The following is a 19,770-nucleotide window of genomic DNA, read 5'->3' on the forward strand; positions in this document are numbered from 1 at the left end:
GCGTCACCGCGCCAGCGCCTGCAGCTGGGCCAGGCTGTCGGCCTCACTGGCCGGCTTGTCGTGCCGCCAGCGCAGGATGCGGGGGAAGCGCACCGCGATGCCGGACTTGTGGCGCTTGCTGCGGTTCACCGCTTCAAAGCCGAGTTCGAACACCTGTTCGCCACGGACACTGCGCACCGGCCCGAACCGTTCGATCGTGTTCGCGCGGATCCAGCGGTCCAGCGCGAGGATTTCCTTGTCGTCCAGGCCCGAGTACGCCTTGGCCACCGGCACCAGGGTTTCGCCATCCCACACCCCGAAGGTGTAATCGGTGTACAGCGTGCTGCGCCGGCCATGGCCGGACTGCGCATAGATCATCACCGCATCGATGGTCAGCGGATCGATTTTCCATTTCCACCAGTCGCCGCGCCGGCGTCCGGCCTGGTAGACCGAATCGCAGCGCTTGAGCATCAAGCCTTCCACACCACGCTCGCGGGCGAGATCGCGGTGAACGGCGGCGGCGCTCCAGTCCGCGACGCTGACCGCCGGCGACAGCATCAGGCGCGGGTCGTCCAGCGTGGCGAGGACGTCGGCCAGGCGCGCACGCCGCTGCGCGAGCGGCAGCGCGCGCAGGTCTTCACCGCCCAGCTCGAGCAGATCGTAGGCGAGCACGCGCACCGGCGTATCGCGCAGTGTCTTCGGCCCGGGCTTGAGCCGCTGGATGCGGGTCTGCAGCGCGGTGAACGGCAGCGGCAGTGCGTCGCCGTCGGCCCAGGCCAGCAGCTCGCCATCGATCACGCAGCCATCGGGCAACGCCATCGCCGCCGCGTCGATTTCGGGGAAGCGGCCATCCAGCCGCTCTTCGCCGCGCGACCACAGGGCGACCTCGCCCTGGCGACGCAGCACCTGCAGGCGGATACCGTCCCACTTCCATTCCAGCAACCAGTCCTCGATCGCACCGAGCGTGTCGACCTCCGCCTCCAGCGGCGAGGCCAGGAAGAACGGGTAGGGCTGCTGGCGATCTTCAGGGCGTTCTTTCGGTGACAGCAGGGCCGCCAGCAATCCGGGCGTCGGCACCCAGCTGCCGAGCATGCGCTGGGCGATGCGCGCGATATCGATCCCCGACCACTCCGCCAGTGCCTGCTGCACCAGCCGCTGCGACACGCCCACGCGCAGAGCACCCGTCAGCAGCTTGTTGAACACCAGACGCTCGTCGAAGGCGAGCTGTTGCCAGGCCCCGGTGATGGCTGCGTGGCGTACCGGTTCGGGCTGATTGGCGACCGGCAGCAGTTTCTGCTCGATCCAGTCGGCCAGCGCGATATCCGCGCCGACCTGCAGCGGATCGTCCATCAGCAGGGTCAGCGTCTCGGCCAGGTCGCCAACCTGGTCATAACTGTCGTCCACCAGCCAGGCGGGCGTGTCGGAGATCTCCGCGACCCACGCGCGCAGCTCGGCGTTGCCGGCGATCTTCCGGCGCGCGCTGGTGACCTTGCCGCCGGCCAGCAGGAACAGCGCCCACGCCGCGTCGTGCGGGGGCGCCTGCTGGAAGTAGCGCACCAGCGCGGCGCGCTTGTCGCCGGTGGCGGTGCTGCGGTCGAGTTCGCTGTAGAGCGCGGCGAAGCGTTTCATTCTTCGTCCCCGTAGCCGGTGGCGAAGGCCTCGGCGGCGACGCCGCGCTCGCGCAGGAACCGGATCAGCGCGTCGGTGTTGCCGTGGGTGGCGATGACGCGACGGGCACCGGTCTCGGCGATGGTGCGCAGCAGGTCGGGCCAGTCGGCATGATCGGAGACGACGAAGCCACGGTCGTAGTTGCGGCGGCGGCGGTTGCCACGCACCCGCATCCATCCGGACGCGAAACCAAGCTGCGCGCGCTTGAAGCGGCGCATCCACGCACTCCCCGCCGCCGAGGGCGGGGCCAGGATCAGCTTGCCGGCGAACTCCGCACCGCGGGCCTGCTCGCTGACCGGCTCGGTGGCAAGCATCGGAATCCCGGCCTCGCGGTAGACCGCCACGCCGGTGGCGATCGCGCCATGCAGCAGCGCCGGCTGCGTATCCAGCGGCAGCAGTTCGGCCAGGATCCGCTGTGCCTTGCCCAGCGCGTAGCAGAGCAGCACGGCCGCCTCGCCGCGCGCTTCGCATTCGCGCCGCCACGCCACGATGTCCGCCGCGACCTGCGACGTGTCCGGCCAGCGGTACACCGGCAGGCCGAAGGTCGCTTCGGTGATGAAGGTATCGCAGGGCACCACCTCGAACGGGTCGCAGCTTGGATCGTGCTGCCGCTTGTAGTCGCCCGAGGCGACCCAGACCCGTCCCGCATGCGCGATCCGCACCTGGGCCGAGCCGAGCACGTGCCCGGCCGAATGCAGGGAGACCTCGGTGTCGCCGAGGGTGAAGCGTTCACCGTATGCGTGCGCGCTGCAGTCCACGTCGCCCAGCCGCCAGCGCAGGATCGGCAGGGTCTGCGTGGTGCAGTGGTAGTGGCCCATGCCGTTGCGCGCGTGATCGCCATGGCCGTGCGTGATCACCGCCCGCGGCACCGGGCGCCACGGGTCGATGTGGAAATCACCGGCCGGGCAGTACAGCCCCTCGGGCCGGAGCACCACCAGGTCGTCGTTGTCGGCATCCGCGTTCATGCCTGCACTGTGCCGCCGCGCTCGTGCAGGAGGTGAGAATCCGCATGAACGGCGGCCTGCAGGGGGATGCGGCAGAATCGGTGCATCTGTCTGCAAGGAGCTCGCCGTGATGACGTCAGCATTGCCCGCGTTCGAAACGCACGCGGTGAGCAACCAGCCGCCCCCTTTCGGGGGGCGCAATCTGTGGGCCGACGACGTCGCACTGGCCGAGGCAGTGCAGCGCGAAGGAGCCGCCGCGTTCGCGGGCCAGCTGGCGCGCTATGGCGGCCTCGCCGGCGATGAGCTGTACCGGATCGGCTTCGATGCCAATCGCGATCGGCCGCGCCTGCGCACCCACGATGCGCAGGGCCATCGCATCGATACGGTCGAGTTCCATCCGGCGTACCACCAGCTGATGACGGCGGCGAAGACGCATGGCGTGGCCGGGCTGTCCTGGCACGACGGGCGGCCGGGTGCGCATGTCGCGCGCGCGGCATTGAGTTACCTGCATCACCAGGCCGAGGCGGGAACCAGTTGTCCGCTGACGATGACCCACGCCGCCGTCGCCGTGCTGCGCCAGGATCCGTCGCTCGCCGCCTGGGCGGACAAGGCGGCGGCCCCGCATTACGACCCGCGTGACGTGCCGATCGCGGACAAGGCCGGGATCACTCTGGGCATGGGCATGACCGAGAAGCAGGGCGGCTCGGACGTACGCAGCAACACCACGCGGGCCGAGCGCCAGGCCGATGGCAGCTATGCGCTGGTCGGCCACAAATGGTTCTTCTCCGCGCCGATGTCCGATGGTTTCCTGGTGCTGGCGCAGGCACCGGGAGGCCTGAGTTGCTTCCTGATGCCGCGGCGCCTGCCCGATGGCAACCGCAACGCGTTCCGGCTGATGCGTTTGAAAGACAAGCTTGGCGACTGGTCCAACGCCTCCAGCGAGGTGGAGCTGTGTGGGGCCTGGGCGCAGCGTGTCGGCGAGGAAGGGCGCGGGGTGGCCACCATCATCGGCATGGTCATGATGACGCGGCTGGACTGCATGCTCGGTGCCGCAGCCGAGATGCGCATGGCCCTGGCCCAGGCGCTGCACCACACACGGCACCGCAGCAGCTTCGGCACGCGGCTGAGCGAGCACCCGCTGATGGCCAACGTCCTGGCCGATCTGGCGATCGAATCCGAAGCGGCCACGGTGTTCGCCATGCGTGTGGCACGCGCGGTGGACCAGGCCGCGGCCGATCCGCAGCAGGCCGCGTTCGCGCGCATCGCCACGGCCGTGGGCAAGTACTGGGTGTGCAAGCGCGCGGCCGTGTTCGTCAATGAAGCGCAGGAGTGCCTCGGCGGCGCGGGCTATGTGGAGGAGTCGATGCTGCCGCGGCTGTACCGGCAGGCGCCGTTGAATTCGATCTGGGAAGGCAGCGGCAACATCCAGTGCCTGGACGTGCTGCGTGCCTTGTCACGCGAGCCGCAGGTGCTGCACGCACTGGATGCGGAATTGAATGCGGTGGCCGGTGCCGATGCGATCTATGACACCGCACTGCGGGCGTTGCGCGCCCAGCTCGCGGCCACGCCGGAGCAGGCACAGGCCCGCCGTGTCACCGAACGCCTGGCGCTGCTGCTGCAGGCTGCGGTCCTGCTGCGGGCGCAGAGTCCGAACGCATCCGCCTTCATCCGCTCACGGCTCGGCGCCGAGCATGGGATGGCGTTCGGCACGCTGCCGGCGGATATCGATGTCGGGGCCGTGCTGGACCGCGCACTCCCATAACGCAGACGCCCCCTCCCAGGGAGGGGGCGTTCTGACCCACGTGATGCACTTGAAGGGGCGGCCGGACTCAGCGCTTGGCTTCGTTGGCGTTCCTGTTGGCATCGTCGGCGACGTCGCGTGCCTTGTCGGCGACCTTCTGCGCGGCATCGGCGGTGGACTCGCTGGCGTGGGCAGCCGCATCCTTGGCGGCGACCTTGGCTTCGCCGGCAGCCTCGGAGGTGGCCGCTGCAGCACGGTCGAGCGCCTGCTGGGTATCGGCGGCAGCGCGCTCGGAGGCGGCCGCGGCATCATCGGCGGCATTGCGGGTGGCCGCAGCAGCCTTGTCGACGGCTTCGCGCGCGGCGGCATTGGTGCTGTCGGCGGCCTGCGCGGCGTCACGGCGGGCCTGTTCGGCCTCCGGGCCCTTGCACGCGGCCAGGCCGAGCAGCAGGGAAGCGGCCAGCAGGGAGGTGGTCAGCGGACGGATCTTCATGTGGCGCTCCAGAACGGCGATGGATGGGAGGCCAGCCTATTCATGCGCCTGTGAAGACGCGGTGCGCGCGGCAGCGCGCCACACAACACCAAAGAAAAAGCCGCTGGCGAACCAGCGGCTTCTTCAGACGTGCTTGAAGAAAGAAGTGATTACTTCTTGGCTTCTTCAGCAGCGTCCTTGGCCTGCTCAGCGGTGTTTTCCGCAGTCTTGGCAGCGTCCTTCGCCTGCTCAGCAGCAGCGTCGGTGGCAGCGCCAGCAGCCTGGGCAGCGGCATCAGCCGAAGCGTCAGCAGCGGTGGTGGCGGTGTCAGCAGCAGCCTGGGCAGCGTCAGCAGCCGGGGCGCCAGCAGCAGCGGCCTGGTCAGCAGCGGCCTGGGCGTCAGCGGCGGCTTCGTTGGCCGAAGCGGCGGCGTCAGCAGCCTGCTCCTGCTTCGAGCAGGCGGTCAGGGCCAGGCCCAGGGCCATTGCGATCAGCAGCTTGTTGATGCTCATTGTTGTGAATCCTCGTCGTTAGATTAGGCAACGCGCTATTGCGCGCCCGGCAACATGATGACAAGCCACGATTGGCTGTCAAGCGATCGCGCATTCAGTTTTGAGAAATGCGCGTTAAACCAAATCAAATCAATTCGATAGCGATGGCGGTTGCTTCGCCACCGCCGATGCACAGGGTAGCAATTCCGCGCTTGGCGTCACGCTTGCGCAATGCGTTCACCAGCGTGACCACCAAGCGTGCACCCGACGCACCGATGGGATGACCCAATGCGCAGGCACCGCCATTGACGTTGACCTTGTCATGCGGAATGCCCAGTTCGCGGATCGGCGCCATCGCAACCACGGCGAAGGCTTCGTTGATTTCGAACAGGTCCACCTGGTCCAGCGTCCAGCCGGTCTTCTCCAGCAGCTTCTGGATCGCACCGATCGGCGCGGTGGTGAACCACTCCGGCGCCTGCGAATGAGTGGCGTGGCCGACGATGCGGGCCAGCGGCTGCAGGCCGCGGGCGGCGGCGTCTTCCTCGGCGAGCAGCACGACCGCGGCGGCGCCGTCGGAGATGCTCGAGGAGCTGGCGGCGGTGACCGTGCCGTCCTTCTTGAACGCCGGGCGCAGGGTCGGGATCTTGGCGATGTCCGAGCGGCCCGGCTGTTCGTCCTGTGCGTACTCGACCTCACCCTTGCGGCTGCTGACCTTCACCGGCACGATTTCACCGTCGAAGGCGCCGTTGGCCTGCGCGGCCTGCGCGCGGCGGACCGATTCGATGGCGAAGGCATCCTGGTCCTCGCGGCTGACCTGGTACTTCTCCACCGTGCATTCGGCGAACTCGCCCATGGCCTTGCCGTCGTAGGCATTGACCAGGCCGTCGTGCGCCATGTGGTCGATCACCTGGAAGTTGCCGAAGCGGTTGCCGGTGCGCGAGTTGGGGATCATGTGCGGGGCGTTGGACATCGACTCCATGCCGCCGGCGACCACGATGCTGGCCGAGCCGGCCTTGATCAGGTCATGCCCCAGCATGATGGCCTTCATGCCCGAGCCGCACACCTTGTTGAGGGTGGTGGCGCCGGTGGAGACCGGAATCCCGGCGGCGATCGCGGCCTGGCGGGCCGGCGCCTGGCCGAGATTGGCCGGCAGCACGCAGCCCATGATCACTTCGGAAACGTCCGCAGCCGGTACTCCGGACTGCTCCAGGGCCGCGGCGATCACGGTGGCCCCCAGGGTCGGGGACGGCACGCCGTTGAACTGGCCCAGGAAGGAGCCGATGGCGGTGCGCTTGGCGGCGGCGATGACGATGTTGGACATGTGCAATCTCTTTGGTGCGTGAGCGAAGAGCGGAATGGGAACGCGGGCGTTGGAAGCCGGCGCATTTCCCGGCAGACTGCGTGGGGGTCGGTCCAGTATAGAGGGTCGGCATTGACCGCCGGTGTCTGCCCGGGAGGCAGGCAGGTGGGGAAGGTCCATTCACAAGGGGAGCAGGGATGAAGCAGGTTGTGATCGGCAGGTCGGCCTTGGCCGCGGCATTGGCGTTGGCACTGAGTGCCTGCGGAGGCGGAGGCAGCAATGTCCGCGGGGATCTGGAGCCTTCGCCGCCTCCGACCCAGCCCCCGTCGCCGCCCCCGACCACGCCACCTTCTCCACCGCCGACCACGGCGCCGACGCCGCAGCCGGCGATCGACGCGCACCTGGCCATCGTCCAGGCGGGGCCGGCGCAGTCCGCCGGCTGGACCGGTGCCGGCGTGCGCATCGGCATCGTCGACTCGGGCGTGAACCGTGAGCATCCCGCGCTCAATGGGCGGGTGCTGGCGAACTACACCTACGTCGATCCGCGCGTGAATAACATCAATGTGGACGACGTGGTCGGCCACGGCACCGTCGTCGCCGAACTGGCCGCCGGTCGCAGGGTCGGCAGCTGGCCGGGCGGCGTGGCCAGCGAAGCGCAGATCGTCTCGGCGCGGATCATCGCCGACAAGCGTCCTGTCGATGACGGCTCGGGCAGTGGCAACGAAGTGAACGGGGCGATCGGCCTGGACGGCGTGCATCAGGACCTGATCGCGGCCGGCGTCAAGATCATGAACAACTCGTGGGGCGGCCTGTACTGGACCAACCCGGCGGCCACCGCGCCGATCGCCCAGGAATACCGGCCCTTCATCATCAGCAACGGCGGCCTGGTGGTGTTCGCCACCGGCAACGAAAGCAAGCCCAATCCCTCCAGCATGGCGGCGCTGCCCAGCCAGGTTGGGCCGGGCGGCAGCCTGCCCGCGGCGGATCTGGAACGCGGCTGGCTGAGCGTGACCGCGGTCGATACCGCAGACCCGGGCAAGCTGGCTTCGTATGCCAACGCCTGCGGCGTCGCGGCGCAGTATTGCCTCGCCGCACCGGGCACGGTGGCCTATGTCGATCCGGCCAACAAGGGCGGCACGCCGGAGTACTACTATGGCTCGGGCACGTCCTATGCGGCGCCGCTGGTCTCCGGCGCGGCGGCCCTGGTGTGGCAGAAATATCCGTATTTCACCAACGACCTGGTGCGCCAGACGCTGCTGGGCACCGCGACCGATCTCGGCGCGGCCGGCGTGGACCGGACGTTCGGCTACGGCCTGCTCAACATCGCCAAGGCGATCAATGGTCCGGCCAGGCTGGACTGGGGCGATGTGACGGTAGACGTCGCCACGCTGGGGCTGGATTCGGTGTGGAGCAACGACATCAGCGGCAACGGCGGGCTGACCAAGCAGGGTGCGGGTGCGTTGACCCTGGCCGGCACCAATACCTACACCGGTGACACCCTCATCGAGCGCGGCACCCTCGCGCTGCGCGGCGGTGCGTCGCTGCGCTCCAACGTGCTCATCGCGCCGCAGGCGGGCGATCCCAATGCTGCGGCGCTGCAGTTCATGAACGGCACCACGCGGGTCAGCGGCAACGTGGACAACGGCGCCAGCGTGATCCTGCGCAGCGACAACATCGATGCGGTCATCGAAGGCAACTACATCCAGCGTGCCAGCGCGCAACTGGTGGTCGCACTGGGTGCCAACCCGCTCCTGGTGAACGGCACCGCCACGCTGGCCGGCACGGTGCGCGTGGACAGCATCATCAGCGGCTACGTTCCCCGGGACGGACGCACGCAGCCGCTGCTGCACGCCGATGGGGGGGTGACCGGCACGTTCGCCAGCGTCACCAACGGGCTGGCGGCCGGCACGCTGCTCCAGGCCAGCCTGTTGCATGCAAACAATGACGTCACCCTGGTCACCGACCGCATCAACGTGACCAGCGCGAGCCTGCAGGCCGGCCTCGGTGGAACGGCCCTGGCCTCGGCGGCGCGCGTGGAATCCGCGTTCGAGGTGCTCGATGGCAAGGGGGCGGCGCTGGACGGGTTCGCGGACGCGGCCGGCCAGCTGCAGCAGGTCGACGGGGCCAACGCCTTGCAGGCGAGCCTGGACAGCCTCTCCGGCAAGGCGCATGCGCTGGCGACGGCGGCGACCTTCGACAGTATCGACATGAACCGTCGTGCGCTGTCGGCACGGGTCGGTGACGTGCAGGCCGCGCCGCGCCTGCGCGGTGCCTGGCAGAGTGCGTTGGGCGAGGCGGGCCAGGGCAGCTTCGCCGGCAACGGGGTGGCGACCCGGGGCTGGATGATGGGCCAAGACATGGCGCTGGGCAGCCACGGCATGCTCGGTTTCGCGTTCGGCGAAACCCGCAGCTACGGCAGCCGCGAGTGGGGCAGTGACCGCGGCCGCGACCGTCAATCGCAGGCGCAGGTCTATGCGGGCTGGGGGACCGGCCGTGCGTATGCGATGGGCCAGATCGGCGCCGGCCAGTTCACCCGTGAGATCGATCGCCAGCTGCTGCTGGGGGCCGGCCAGTACGGCGTCAACGCGCGCTACGGCGGCAGCTTCAGCGCGGCCAGCGTGGAATCGGGCTACCGCTTCGGCAGCGCCACCGGCTCGCTGACGCCTTATCTCGGCGCCGAGTACGCCCGGGTGGACAGCGACGGTTTCAGTGAAGCCGGCGGCATGGGCTTTGGCCTGCGCGCGCACGATGCCGTGAGCACGCGCAGCCAGGCCCTGGCCGGTCTGCGTGCCGAGCGTCGCTGGGGCGGCTGGTCGCTGCGCGGCTATGCCGAGTGGCAACAGCATCTGTCCAGCGACGGCCTGGCCTTGGACGCCAGCTTCGTCGGGGTCGAGGCCTGGGCGCCGGTGGCCGGATTGCAGCCGGCCCGCTCGGGCGGGCTGTTCGGGCTCTCGGTGGAATCGTGGCTGAGCCGCACCAGCCGCCTGGCGTTCGGCTACGACCAGCGCTTCGGCCCGCGGGGCGATCTGCGCCAGGTGCAACTGCGCTATTCGGCCGGGTTCTGACGGCCGGTCTCACTGCGACGTGTGTAAAAAAAGAGGGCGCGATCGATGATCGCGCCCTCTTTCGTTGTATCGCCCAACGGCTCAGTTGCCGCGCAGGGTGCCCCGGCGCGGCGTGCTGGGACCCAGCGGCATCTTCAGTTTGCCGATCGACAGGATGCGCGATTCGGCGATCTGGTCGGCGGCGCGCTGCGGGGCGATGCCCTCGCTCTGCGACAGCGCGAAGATGCGGCCGAGGTTGTGGTAGATGCTGCGGATCAGGCGCATCGCACGCTCGCGGTTGTAGCCGTCGATTTCCAGCGAGACGTTCATGACACCGCCGGCGTTGACCGCGTAATCCGGTGCGTAGAGGATGCCGCGCGCATGCAGTTCGTCGCCTATTTCCAGGCTCGAGAGCTGGTTGTTGGCGGTGCCGCAGACGATCCTGCACTTCAGCCGCGGCAGCGTGTCCGGATTGATCGCCCCTTCCAGCGCGCATGGCGCGAAGATGTCCGCGTTGACGTCGTAGATGTCCTCCGGCCTGACCGCTTCGGCGCCGTATTCGGTGACCGCGCGGTCAACGCGCGCGCTGTCCAGGTCGCTGACGTACAGCTTGGCGCCGCGGTCGCGCAGCAGCTTCACCAGTTCCATGCCGATGTGGCCCAGGCCCTGCACCGCGATGCTGGCCTTGCCGACTTCCTCATGGCCCAGCTTGTGCTGCATCGACGCCATCAGCGCCTGCAGGGCGCCATACGCAGTGAACGGGGCCGGATCGCCGGAGCCGCCATGCACCTGGTGTACGCCGGTGACGTACTCGCTCTCCAGGTAGATGTTCTCCATGTCGTTGACATCGGTGCCGACGTCCTCGGCGGTGATGTAGCGGCCACCCAGCGAATCCACGTAACGGCCGAACGCGCGGAACAGTACCTCGGACTTGTCGCGCTTCGGGTCGCCGATGATCACCGCCTTGCCACCGCCCACGTTCAGACCGGCCAGCGCGTTCTTGTAGGTCATGGTGCGGCTCAGCCGCAGCGCGTCGGCGAGGGCCTCGTCGGTGCTGGCGTAGGGGCGCATGCGCACACCGCCCAAGGCCGGGCCGAGCGTGGTGTTGTGGATGGCGATGATCGCCCTCAGACCGGCGTCGCGGTTGTGGCAGAACACCACTTGTTCGTGACCGGTGGTTTCGAGGGTTTCAAATAACATGGTGGCTCCGATGGTGCGAACGGTGGCGAACAGCGGCGAACGCGCCAGCAAAAGGTGGGTTGTAAAACAAAAAAAGCGACGTCGTCGGGTCTCGGACGGGTCGCGCGGCGCCATTCTAGTGCATTCCGGCGGAGGGTGTTGTCAGGGCTCTCCCGTCGCGCCGCCATTAAAGTTGCTGAAGCGCAGGCCGATGCCGTGGCAACGGTGTGGATGGCCGGTCATCGCAGGAAGGATCACGTGGGCGCAGTCGCAACAAGGCAAGTGCGGGATCCGGCGTGTCCAGGGCCATGGGCGTGATCGGCGTGATGCTCGTTGGCGCCGCCGTGCTGGCGTTGCTGGGGGTGATCGGCCTGGTCCGCCACCGGCGTGCCGTGGCGCAGCCATCGAGGGCGCGTGCCGCCGCCGGGCAGGCGGGGGCGACGGCCGTGCCTGCCGCCGCTCTGTCGCCGGGCACTGATCCGGTCGCGGTGCTGCAGGCCGGGCTGCACACGCTCGCGCTGGTGCCCCGCAGTGGCGATGCCGCCGATGCCGCGGCGCCGCACACGGTGGAGCTGCGCGATGCCGTCACGGCGTCGCTGCTGGCCCGTGACTGGTCGGCCAAGCACCTGCCACGCCGGCCGCAGCTGCTGCCGCAGCTGATCCAGACCGTCAACGACAGCGATGCATCGGCACGTGCGATGGCCGCGATCATCAGCCAGGATCCGGTGCTGACCGGCAACCTGCTGCGCATCGCCAACAGCCCGGTCTACCGGGTGCAGGCGCGCCCGGTGGAGACGCTGCAGCGCGCGGTCACCCTGGTGGGGACCGATGGCATCCGCCAGATCATCAGTGCGGTGCTGGTACAGCCGGTGATGCAGCTGCAGTGCGATGCGTTTCCGCAGTTCAGTGCGGTGATCTGGGAGCACGCGCTGCTGGCCTCGCGCGCGGCCGCCGACCATGCCCGCACAGTGACCCACGAAGATGGCTTCGCCGCGCAGTGGCTGGGCCTGACCCAGGGCCTGGGCGCGGCGCTGGTGATGCGCCACCTGCTCGATGCCTGTGCGCAGCAGTCGGTGGCCGCGCCGCCCCGTGCGCTGGCGGCGGACCTGCTCGACAGCTGGACCCTGCCCGTGGCCAGCCGCATCGCGGCGGCATGGGAGCTGCCCAAGGCCGTGCACGACGCCTTGATCCGCCAGAGCGGCAGTGGACTGGCGGCGAGCCTGCGTTTCGCCCGCGCGGCGGCGGCGGCCAGCCTGCTGTGCCGGCACGGCCAGATCGGCCAGGTCCAGGCGCTGGCCCTCCTGGAACAGCTGGACGGTACGCCGCCACATGCGCTGCAGTGGATCTGGCGGCGCGTGCACGGGCGCGCGGTGGAGACCCTGGACGGTGAAGAAGCCGAGCTCGAGGTCGCCGGGGCCGGCTGAGCTAGAGCTGCGATTCCAGCGGCAGCCAGCTGATCGCGCGCGCGCTGGCGCGCAACCAGAACCCGGTATCCGGTTCGGTATACAGCCACTGCGGTGGCTGGGCATCGCGTTCCAGCCAGCGGACGTCACCGTCCGGTCCCAGGGCCACCCAGTAGCTCTGGCTCGGGCTGGCCAGGCGCAGGTACTCCTCGCGCAGCTGCCCGGCCAGCACGGGGTCGTCGAACAGCACGCCCATCTCGGTGTTGAGATAGGCCGAACGCGGGTCGAGGTTGAACGAGCCCACGAAGCCCCGCCGGTCATCGACCATGAAGGCCTTGGTGTGCAGGCTGGCGCCGCTGCTGCCGAACAGGCCGCCGCCATCGACGTTGCCGCGCGATTTGAGCTCGTACAACTGCACGCCACTGCGCAGCAGCGGCGCCCGGTAGTGCATGTAGCCACTGTGCACGGCGGCCACGTCATTGGCGGCCAGTGAGTTGGTGATCACGCCGACCTGGGCACCACGCGCGACCATCGCGCCCAGCCCTTCGGTGCCTTCCTCGCCGGGCACGAAGTAGGGCGAGATCAACAGCGCCTTGTGCTGTGCGCTTTCCAGTTCCTGGACCAGGCGCGTCACCAGCCAGTCGGCCTGATCGTCGCGGCGATGCTTCATCGGCGGATCCGAGGCGATCTCCACGTTGGGCGTCCAGTGCAGGTCGAGCGCATCGCGGTAATACGAGCGCGCCGCCTGCGAACGCGCCACGCGCGCCAGGTACGGCTTGGCACTGTCCAGCCGCGCCTCGTGCTCGCTTTCGCGGATCAGCAGGCGCAGCTGCGGTTCGGTGTAGAACGCCAGGGCGCGGATCGGCACCGCGGTGTCGCTGTTCCAGTAGTCGTCGAAGATCGTGTTGGCCTGCTGCACCGCTGCACCGGCCACCAGCAGGTCCAGGTCGCGGAAGTTCACGTCGGGGCGGGCGCTGAAATACTCCTCGCCGATGTTGCGGCCGCCGACGATCGCCACGCGTCCGTCGGCGATCCAGGATTTGTTGTGCATGCGGTGATTGACGCTGAAAAAGCGCTGCACCATCTCGACCAGGCGCCAGAGCCCGCTGCGGTTGCGGAACGGGTTGTACAGGCGGATCTCGATGTTGGGATGCGCATCGAGCGCCATCATCAGCGCGTCCTTGTCCTGCGCGTTCATGTCATCGAGCAGGATGCGTACCCGCACGCCACGCTCGGCCGCGCGGTACAGCTCGTTGGTCATGAGGTGGCCGATCAGGTCGTCGTGCCAGATGTAGTACTGCAGGTCCAGGCTGCGGCCGGCGTGCTGGGTGATCACCGCGCGCGCGGCGTACGCGTCCAGCCCGTCGGACAGGAAGGCGACACCGGTCTGGCCGGGATGTTCGGCCTGCAGGCGGACCAGCTCTCGATCGATCGGGGTCTGGTCGGCCTGGGTGGGCAGCACCGTGGAACGCTCGCCCACGGCCTGCGGGGTGAGGTGATCGGCCAGCAGCAGGCCGCTGAGGACCAGCAGGATCAGCAGGGCGACAACGATCCCCAGCCAGCGCAGCAGCCGGCGCCAGAACGGTTTTTTCTCGGTCATGCCCCGATCGTAAGCGGCCGGGGCGTGCAGGGCGAGTGCTGGCGCGGTTTAGAAACGCTCGTCCGGTGCCAGGTAACGCCACTGGCCCGGGACCAGCTTGCCCATCGCCACGCGACCGATGCGCAGGCGGCGGATGCTGATGACCTCCAGCCCGACCTGGGCGCACATGTCGCGCAGCTGGCCCGGATGCACCGGCTTGATCGCAAAGCGCAGGCGGGTTTCGTTCTGCCAGCTCACCTTGCACGGCGGCAGCGGCCAGCTGCGGAAGCTGAGGCCGTGCGCGAGGCGCTTCATGCCGTAGGGCGCCAGCTCGCCACTCACTTCGACCAGGTATTCCTGCTCCAGCGTCGCACCGCGATCCTTCAGGTGCGAGATCACGCGTCCGTCCTGGCTGACCACCACCAGGCCGCTCTCGTCGTCGGACAGCGGCATCACCCGCTGCAGGGCGTGGAAATGCCGCTGCAGCAGGGTCACGCCGGTGGCATCGAGCTCGCTGCGGCTCTCCGGGGTCACCAGCGCGCACAGTTCATCCGAGCGCATGCCGGCCGGCTTGTGCAGCAGCATGCTCACGGTTTCGGTGCGGGTCGCTTCGGCGTTCTCGCGCAGCACGATCGTCTCGTCGGTGACCATCGTCTGCGGCTGCTCGACCACCTGGCCGTTGACGGTCACCCAGCCGCCCTCGATATAGCGCTGGGCGTCGCCACGGGAGCAGCCGATCAGGCTGGTCAGGCGTTTGTCGAGTCGGATCGGGTCGGTCATCGGGCAGGCAATATAAAACGGGAAGCGGGCGGGGAGTGTACTGGCTGGGGCCCGACGCTGCGCGATGAGGGCCGCCGCGGCTCAGCCCGGCGTGCGTTCCAGGTGGGTCAGGTACAGGCGCAGGTCGAACTCCAACTGGTGGTAGTCCGCTTCCATGTGGGTGCACAACTGGTAGAAGGCCTTGTTGTGGTCCGATTCCTTCAGGTGGGCCAGTTCATGCACCACGATCATCTTCAGGAACGGGGCCGGGGCCTCGCGGAAGACCGTGGCGATGCGGATCTCGCGGCTGGCCTTGAGCCGGCTGCCCTGCACCCGCGAGACCGTGGTGTGGGTGCCCAGTGCATGCTTGAGCACCTGGAGCCGGCTGTCGTAGATCACCTTGGACAGCGGCGCGGACTGGCGCAGGTAGCGCTCTTTCAGGCCCTGGGTGTAGTCGTACAGTTGGCGGTCGTTGCGCACCGTGTGCAGCTCGGCGTAGCGGCGTTCCAGCCACGGCCCCAGCCGGTCGCCCGCGATCAGCTCGCGCACCTGCTGCTGCAGGGCGTCGGGATAGCCGGCGAGGTACTTCAGGGCGGTCATGCAGGCGGTTGGGGCGGGGCGGGCAGACCAGTATGATGGGCTCCGGAATCCCGCAACAACAGATGCTAGGCGTATGGCGAAGGCAAATCCCCTGCAGGAGCAGCTGCTCAAGGCTGGGCTGGTCAAGAAATCCCAGGTCTCCCAGGCCGCCCGTGAACAGGTGAAAGCCCGCCACGGCAAGGCCCCGGTCGCGCCCAGCGAGAGCCAGCGCGAGGCCGATCGCCTGCGCGCGGAGAAGGCCGAGCGCGATCGCGCGCTGGAAGCCGACCGCAAGGCCAAGGCCCACGCCCAGGAACTGCAGGCCCAGGTCCGCCAGATCATCGAGGCGCACAAGGTCAAGCGGGAAGGCGAGAGCGAGTACCGCTTCAACGATGGCACGCTGATCCGCACTCTGCTGGTCAACAATGTGCTGCGCCGCCAGCTGGCCTCGGGCAGCCTGGTGATCGCCCGCCATGGCGAGGGCTTCGAACTGCTGCCGCGCGCGGCGGCCGAGAAGGTCCGCGAGCGCGATGCCAGCGTGATCGTGCTCGACAACAGCCAGCCCGTCAGCGAGCCGAGCACCGGCAACGCCGAGGACGATGCGTACTACGCCCAGTTCCAGGTACCGGACGACCTGGTCTGGTAAGCCGCGCCTGAAGCGTTCACCCGGCGCCACGCGCGTTCAGCCCTACGTCGGCTGGGCAGCGGGGCCCGGGTCTATGCTGGAGACCTGACACCGGCATGGGAGACACATCATGGCGACAGGTTGGGCAGGCGACGGCGCCGTCCAGGATCAGATCGACGCCACCGTCGATGACGCCATCCAGCGGGCGCGCGCACAGCTGCGCGACGGCCCCGGGCTGACCCACTGCGAACAGTGCGAGGCACCCATTCCCGAGGCGCGGCGCAAGGCCGTCCCCGGCGTTCGCCTGTGCGTGCGCTGCCAGGAAGAAGAAGACGCCGCCCAGCACGAAGGCAGCGGCTACAACCGGCGCGGCAGCAAGGACAGCCAGCTCCGGTAGGTGCCGACCGTTGGTCGGCACGCAATAACGCATACTGACCAACGGTCGGTATCTACAACCGGCGTGGCACGTGCCCTCAACCGTCCCCCTGGATCCCACCGGGTGCCTGCGACGGATCCCGCCAGCGCCGTACCGTGCGCTGGAAGAACATGTTGTTCGGCATCTGCAGCACCGTGCCTTCATGGCCGTTGCCGGTTTCCTGCAGCGTGGTGTAGATCAGGTTGATGTCGATGACCCGACCCTTGAGCCCGGGCTTCTCGCCGTTCTCCAGCAGTTCGATGTAGTCGTGCAGGCGGAACGGACGGGTGGTGAAGATCAGCAGCGTGCAGAAGATGTTGGACAGCACGCTCCACGCGGCGAAGAACGCCACCGCGCCGACCGCGGCGAAACCGGTGAAGGCAGTCCACAGCACCGAGGCCGATGCGCCGACGATGCTCAGCACGATCAGCACCGCACCGAAGTTGATCACGAAGCTGCTGATGCGGCGCGCACCCATCACCATCTCCGGCGGCAGGGTGTAGTGCTCGCCAAGGCGGCGGATCAGCCGACGGGCGATCAGACGCAGCAGCCAGGCCACCAGCACGGTCACCAGGATCTGCAGGGCAGGGACGCCGTAGTGCAGCCAGTCGTGGGTCCAGGCGGGCAGATGGTCTTTCATGGGGGCGGAATTCCTTTGCAGCGATAGTGCCGATCCCGCCATGGTAATGCCGATGCGCCTCACCGCATCGAGGTGCCTGCTTACTGCAGGGGACTGCGGTACACGTCGAACGCAGCGATCATGGTGGAGGCGCACAGCGGCGCATTCTGTGCGTACTGCACACAGACATCCGGCGCCTCGGGCGCCAGCGTGACCCGCATCTGCAACGGGCTCCACGGCAGCGTGCAGCCGGTGGCCAGTGAGAGCAGCACGGCCAGGCAACTGGATGACATGGGGATACTCCTTGGCGAGCGCCGGTAGTGACAAGGGATTGGATGCCGCTGCCACCGGAAAGGTTTAAAGACCGCGCAGAAAAAGAAATCCAGCGGCGGCTTAAACCTTTTCGTTGCCCCCCGCATCCAACGGATATGCTCGACACGACCATGCCCACTTCCAGCGCCCCGACCGAGGCCGATGCCGCCGATGACGACGCCCTGGTGCGTGCCGCGGCGGCCGGTGACGTCACGGCGTACGAGCGGATCTACCGGCGCCATTCGCCACGGGTGTACGCCGTGCTGTGGCGCCTGTGTGGCGGCCATGCGGCCCGCGCCGAGGATGCCCTGCAGGAGGCTTTCCTGCAGGCATGGCGCGCGTTGCCGGGCTTCCGTTTCGAAAGCAGCCTGGGCACCTGGCTGCACCGCCTGGGCGTCAACGCCGCGCTGATGGAGCTGCGTGCCAATGCCACCGGCGATGCACGCGATGCCGGCGAGGAGGGCTGGGAGTCACTGGCGATGCTGCCGGCCCAGGACCGCTGCGCCGGGACCTCGATGGACCTGGAGCGGGCGCTGGAAACGCTGCCGCCACGGGCCCGGGCGGTCCTGGTCCTGCATGACATCGAAGGGTGGAAACACCAGGAAATCGCCGACCAGCTGCAGATGGCCGTCGGCAGTTCCAAAGCACAGTTGCACCGTGCGCGCGGCCTGCTGCGTGCGCGCCTAGGAGAAACCGCATGAACCCCCATGATTCCGATCACGACGAGCTGACTGCACGCCTGCATGCCCTGCCGGCCGAGCGCGTCCCGCCGGCGCGGGTGTGGCAGGCCATCGCCGCCCAGCTGCCGGCCCAGAGCGCAGCCCCGTCCCCGGCGGCGACCGTGCCCACGTTGTTGACGCGTCGCCGACGTGGCCGCTGGCCGCTGCGTATCGGGCTCGGCTTGGCGGCCGCGCTGGCGCTGCTGATGGTGGTGCCGACCCCGGTCCCGCATACGCCGGCACCGTCGCTGCTGCAGCGCCAGGCCGATGCGATGGCCGGCGAATACCAGCAGGCCATCGCCGCCCTGCCCAATGCCGAGGTCACCGAGGACTGGCGCCCGGCCCTGCACGAACTCGATGCCAGTGCGGACACCATCCGCTCGGCCATCGCTGAAAATCCCCGCTCGCGCTATCTGCTCGGGCAACTGCAGCGTACCTATGCGCTGCGGCTGGAACTGACCCAGCAGGCGGTGTTGTCCGCCGGCCTGCCCACCTGAAGGAGAACCCCATGCGTATTCCTCTGTCCCTGATCGCCGCGCTCGCCCTGTGCCTGCCGCTGGTCGCCCAGGCCGCTACCAGCGTCAACGAACGCCATCCCCTGGGCGCCGGCGGGCGCGTGGAAATCAGCAACATCGCCGGCAAGGTCACCGTCCGTGGCTGGGATCGCAGTGACGTGGCGCTGACCGGCTCATTGGCCGATGGGCTCACCCTCAAGCAGGACAAGAGCAGCAACCGCGTGCGCTGGGAAGTGGAGTATCCGCGCGGCCGCAGCAACGGCGGGGCGACCCTGGAGCTGCGCGTGCCGCGGTCGGTGGAAGTGCAGCTTGGCACCGTCAGCGCGGACATCGACGTGGCCGACATCGACGTACGCCGCCTGCAGGCCAACAGCGTCAGCGGCAGCATCACCGCGGCCGGGCGCAGTGGCGAGACCACGTTGAACACGGTCAGCGGTGGCATCCGTTCGCAGCTGCAGACCGCACGGCTGGATGCGCGCACGGTCAGCGGCCAGCTGCTGGCCGGCGGTGGGGCATCGGGGGAAGTGGCGGCCGAATCGGTCTCCGGACGGGTCAATATCAACGCTGGGCGAATCCAGCGGCTGGCGGTGGAAACCGTTTCGGGCAGCCTGGACGTGAGCGCGACCGGCATGGCGCCGGGCGGCAAGGTGACGATGCAGACGGTCAGCGGTTCGGTCGCGCTGAAACTGCCGGTGAACGTATCGGCGCAGTTGAACGTCAAGACGTTCAGTGGCGGGATCCAGTCCGATGCCGGGCAGGTGGAGAAGCCGCGCTATGGCCCGGGCAGGAGCCTGGATGCGCGTCTTGGCTCGGGCGATGGGGATATTTCGATCAACGCCCATTCCGGGAGCGTGCGGGTCAGCCTGGGCCGTTGAGTGCGGCCACCGCACCGGCCGATGCCGGTGCGGTCGGCAGCAATGTCAGCCGGCTTTTTTCAGCGCCAGGGTATTGCCCAGCACTTCGATCTTGCCGCCACCCTTGCGGAAGGCAGCCAGATCCGCAGCGATGCTCTGGCTGCTGACGGCGGAATTGGACCCTTGCTTGCGGTCGACGCGAACGGTGTTGCTTGCCTTGGGGGAGGTCTTTGGCGTACGAGCCATGGATGCTCCTGCTATGGATGAAGCGTGGAAGAAAACGTCGACAGATCCTGCTGTTGTCGACGGTAGTCCTGCCGCACGAGGCGGCAATCATCGCCGCCCATGTCGAACTGGCGGCAGATCGCGGGTCGCTGCGAGTAGATCGTGCAGCGCAGGTGATAGGGGTCGATCGCAGCGCACCAGCCTTCTTCGTTGCGTGCCATCACCGTGCCGCCACGCGCATCGGTGTCCAGCAGATAGCCGGGCACGTTGTCGTCGGGCATCACGGTGACGGTGAGCCGACAGCACACCGCGTCGCAACGACGGCAGTCGATGGGGTCGGGCTCGGAC

The 19,770-nt window shown here is 68.5% G+C and carries 21 protein-coding genes; 8 read left to right on the forward strand and 13 right to left on the reverse strand.

What is annotated here, in order from left to right; genetic code table 11:
• Positions 1–3 precede the first annotated feature (3 nt).
• The gene (locus tag HDC96_RS00205) at positions 4–1,608 is read right to left on the reverse strand and encodes an ATP-dependent DNA ligase (RefSeq protein ID WP_179458258.1); all 1,605 of its coding nucleotides are present in this window, start codon (positions 1,606–1,608) and stop codon (positions 4–6) included.
• Positions 1,605–2,612, reverse strand: coding sequence for a ligase-associated DNA damage response exonuclease (locus HDC96_RS00210; protein WP_176989205.1), 1,008 nt, complete (start codon positions 2,610–2,612; stop codon positions 1,605–1,607). Before HDC96_RS00210 ends, HDC96_RS00205 begins: the two co-directional genes overlap by 4 nt.
• Positions 2,613–2,721: 109 nt before the next feature.
• Here HDC96_RS00210 and HDC96_RS00215 point away from each other — a divergent pair, with 109 nt between their 5' ends.
• Positions 2,722–4,353: an isovaleryl-CoA dehydrogenase gene (locus HDC96_RS00215; RefSeq protein WP_179458259.1), complete on the forward strand. Its 1,632-nt coding sequence runs from the start codon at positions 2,722–2,724 to the stop codon at positions 4,351–4,353.
• A gap of 67 nt (positions 4,354–4,420) precedes the next feature.
• Here HDC96_RS00215 and HDC96_RS00220 read toward each other — a convergent pair whose 3' ends face one another.
• The 3 genes from HDC96_RS00220 to HDC96_RS00230 form a co-directional block, all read right to left on the reverse strand.
• A complete protein-coding gene (locus HDC96_RS00220; protein ID WP_179458260.1) occupies positions 4,421–4,825 on the reverse strand; it encodes a hypothetical protein in 405 nt (134 codons plus the stop codon).
• A gap of 149 nt (positions 4,826–4,974) precedes the next feature.
• On the reverse strand, positions 4,975–5,316 hold the full coding sequence (locus HDC96_RS00225) for a hypothetical protein (protein ID WP_019183430.1): 342 nt from the start codon (positions 5,314–5,316) through the stop codon (positions 4,975–4,977).
• A gap of 124 nt (positions 5,317–5,440) precedes the next feature.
• Positions 5,441–6,616: a thiolase family protein gene (locus HDC96_RS00230; protein ID WP_179458261.1), complete on the reverse strand. Its 1,176-nt coding sequence runs from the start codon at positions 6,614–6,616 to the stop codon at positions 5,441–5,443.
• Between the two features lie 176 nt (positions 6,617–6,792).
• Here HDC96_RS00230 and HDC96_RS00235 point away from each other — a divergent pair, with 176 nt between their 5' ends.
• The gene (locus tag HDC96_RS00235; RefSeq protein ID WP_179458262.1) at positions 6,793–9,660 is read left to right on the forward strand and encodes an autotransporter serine protease; all 2,868 of its coding nucleotides are present in this window, start codon (positions 6,793–6,795) and stop codon (positions 9,658–9,660) included.
• Positions 9,661–9,741: 81 nt separating this feature from the next.
• On the opposite strand, the gene HDC96_RS00240 is transcribed toward HDC96_RS00235, so the two are convergent.
• A complete protein-coding gene (locus HDC96_RS00240; RefSeq protein WP_179458263.1) occupies positions 9,742–10,839 on the reverse strand; it encodes a Glu/Leu/Phe/Val dehydrogenase in 1,098 nt (365 codons plus the stop codon).
• A gap of 287 nt (positions 10,840–11,126) precedes the next feature.
• Between HDC96_RS00240 and HDC96_RS00245 the strand changes: the two genes are divergently transcribed.
• Positions 11,127–12,242, forward strand: coding sequence for an HDOD domain-containing protein (locus tag HDC96_RS00245; protein ID WP_179459561.1), 1,116 nt, complete (start codon positions 11,127–11,129; stop codon positions 12,240–12,242).
• 1 nt (position 12,243) lies between these two features.
• Here the strand turns inward: HDC96_RS00245 and HDC96_RS00250 are convergent, their stop codons facing one another.
• From HDC96_RS00250 to HDC96_RS00260, 3 genes are all read right to left on the reverse strand, one after another.
• Entirely contained in the window at positions 12,244–13,821 is a 1,578-nt protein-coding gene (locus tag HDC96_RS00250; protein WP_179458264.1) for a phospholipase D family protein, read from the reverse strand.
• A 48-nt stretch (positions 13,822–13,869) separates the two neighbouring features.
• The gene (locus tag HDC96_RS00255; RefSeq protein WP_179458265.1) at positions 13,870–14,580 is read right to left on the reverse strand and encodes an rRNA pseudouridine synthase; all 711 of its coding nucleotides are present in this window, start codon (positions 14,578–14,580) and stop codon (positions 13,870–13,872) included.
• 81 nt (positions 14,581–14,661) lie between these two features.
• A complete protein-coding gene (locus HDC96_RS00260; RefSeq protein WP_123730546.1) occupies positions 14,662–15,159 on the reverse strand; it encodes a M48 family metallopeptidase in 498 nt (165 codons plus the stop codon).
• Positions 15,160–15,232: 73 nt separating this feature from the next.
• Between HDC96_RS00260 and HDC96_RS00265 the strand changes: the two genes are divergently transcribed.
• Both HDC96_RS00265 and HDC96_RS00270 read left to right on the forward strand, forming a co-directional pair.
• Positions 15,233–15,784 carry a DUF2058 domain-containing protein gene (locus HDC96_RS00265; protein ID WP_179458266.1) on the forward strand — a complete coding sequence of 184 codons (552 nt, stop codon included), beginning with the start codon at positions 15,233–15,235 and terminating at the stop codon, positions 15,782–15,784.
• A gap of 109 nt (positions 15,785–15,893) precedes the next feature.
• A complete protein-coding gene (locus HDC96_RS00270) occupies positions 15,894–16,160 on the forward strand; it encodes a DksA/TraR family C4-type zinc finger protein (protein WP_176989214.1) in 267 nt (88 codons plus the stop codon).
• Between the two features lie 76 nt (positions 16,161–16,236).
• Here HDC96_RS00270 and HDC96_RS00275 read toward each other — a convergent pair whose 3' ends face one another.
• Positions 16,237–16,818, reverse strand: a complete 582-nt coding sequence (locus HDC96_RS00275; protein WP_179458267.1) for a mechanosensitive ion channel family protein — start codon at positions 16,816–16,818, stop codon at positions 16,237–16,239.
• Positions 16,819–16,898: 80 nt separating this feature from the next.
• On the reverse strand, positions 16,899–17,090 hold the full coding sequence (locus tag HDC96_RS00280) for a hypothetical protein (protein WP_179458268.1): 192 nt from the start codon (positions 17,088–17,090) through the stop codon (positions 16,899–16,901).
• 135 nt (positions 17,091–17,225) lie between these two features.
• Here HDC96_RS00280 and HDC96_RS00285 point away from each other — a divergent pair, with 135 nt between their 5' ends.
• Genes HDC96_RS00285 through HDC96_RS00295 form a run of 3 tightly spaced genes read left to right on the forward strand, consistent with a single transcriptional unit; the run spans position 17,226 to position 19,218 of the window.
• Positions 17,226–17,810: a sigma-70 family RNA polymerase sigma factor gene (locus HDC96_RS00285; protein ID WP_179458269.1), complete on the forward strand. Its 585-nt coding sequence runs from the start codon at positions 17,226–17,228 to the stop codon at positions 17,808–17,810.
• A complete protein-coding gene (locus tag HDC96_RS00290; protein WP_179458270.1) occupies positions 17,807–18,325 on the forward strand; it encodes a hypothetical protein in 519 nt (172 codons plus the stop codon). Before HDC96_RS00285 ends, HDC96_RS00290 begins: the two co-directional genes overlap by 4 nt.
• Before the next feature lie 11 nt (positions 18,326–18,336).
• Positions 18,337–19,218, forward strand: coding sequence for a DUF4097 family beta strand repeat-containing protein (locus HDC96_RS00295; RefSeq protein ID WP_179458271.1), 882 nt, complete (start codon positions 18,337–18,339; stop codon positions 19,216–19,218).
• A gap of 45 nt (positions 19,219–19,263) precedes the next feature.
• On the opposite strand, the gene HDC96_RS00300 is transcribed toward HDC96_RS00295, so the two are convergent.
• Positions 19,264–19,443, reverse strand: coding sequence for a hypothetical protein (locus tag HDC96_RS00300; protein ID WP_019183415.1), 180 nt, complete (start codon positions 19,441–19,443; stop codon positions 19,264–19,266).
• An 11-nt stretch (positions 19,444–19,454) separates the two neighbouring features.
• On the reverse strand, positions 19,455–19,703 hold the full coding sequence (locus HDC96_RS00305) for a YkgJ family cysteine cluster protein (RefSeq protein ID WP_019183414.1): 249 nt from the start codon (positions 19,701–19,703) through the stop codon (positions 19,455–19,457).
• Positions 19,704–19,770 lie beyond the last annotated feature (67 nt).

Origin of the sequence: Stenotrophomonas sp. JAI102 (genome assembly GCF_013409105.1) — a bacterium.
GTDB classification, from domain to species: domain Bacteria; phylum Pseudomonadota; class Gammaproteobacteria; order Xanthomonadales; family Xanthomonadaceae; genus Stenotrophomonas; species Stenotrophomonas maltophilia_AA.